Consider the following 813-nt stretch of genomic DNA (forward strand, 5'->3'; position numbering starts at 1 on the left):
GCCGGCCATGCCCGGTTCGCGGTGGTGGAAACCGCTCATGGCGTTGAAAAGATGCGTGAAGCCGGCGGCGCCGTTCTTCAGTGCGGCCACGCCATCTTCGTAAGTACCCAGCGTATGGCCGATCTGCACCAGCATGCCGCCGGTGGTCAGGATGCGCACCAGCTCCAGGTGGCCGTCGACTTCGGGCGCAATGGTGATCAGCTTGATCGGCGCGAAGCTGGCCAGCCAGTCGACCTGTTCCAGTGTGGCTTCGATGGCGAAGTCGGGTTGCGCGCCGAGCTTGCCGGGATTGATGTACGGACCTTCGAGATGCACGCCGAGGATGCGCGCGCGGCCGCTGCCTGGTTCGCGCCTGCGGCTGGCGCTGCCGATGGCCTTGAGTGCGGCTTCCAGCTCGTCCAGCGGCGCGGTCATGGTGGTGGCGAGCAGGCTGGTGGTGCCGTAGCGCGCATGCAGGCGCGCGATGACGTCGATGGCGTCGCCGCCTTCCATCACATCCTTGCCGCCGCCGCCGTGCACATGCAGGTCGATGAAGCCGGGCAGGACGTAGTCGCCGTTGTTGGCGTGCGGCGTGCCGTCGGCCGGTTCGAACTCCAGCGGCGAGCCGTCGATGTTGCAGATCAGGTCGCCGAAACTGATGGCGCCGTCGATCCAGCCGTGGGGCGTGAGGACGTTGCCGCGGACCTGGGTGATGGAAGAGGAAGAGGAGGAAGAGGAGGACATGGGCTTATCTCCGTTTTCAAATAGTCAGACTTGACGATAAGGCGCGGCGCGCCAGCAGCAAGGCGCCGTCGGCCGCATCGGCCAGGGGGG

At 66.4% G+C, this 813-nt stretch carries 1 protein-coding gene; it reads right to left on the bottom strand.

Features of this window, described 5'->3' with window-relative positions; genetic code table 11:
- A partial coding sequence (locus tag HLUSI_RS0109145) for an N-acetylglucosamine-6-phosphate deacetylase (protein ID WP_016833681.1) occupies positions 1-723 on the bottom strand: 723 nt, incomplete at its 3' end.
- Between the last annotated feature and the right edge of the window lie 90 nt (positions 724-813).

This window comes from Herbaspirillum lusitanum P6-12 (assembly GCF_000256565.1).
Lineage (GTDB): Bacteria > Pseudomonadota > Gammaproteobacteria > Burkholderiales > Burkholderiaceae_D > Herbaspirillum > Herbaspirillum lusitanum.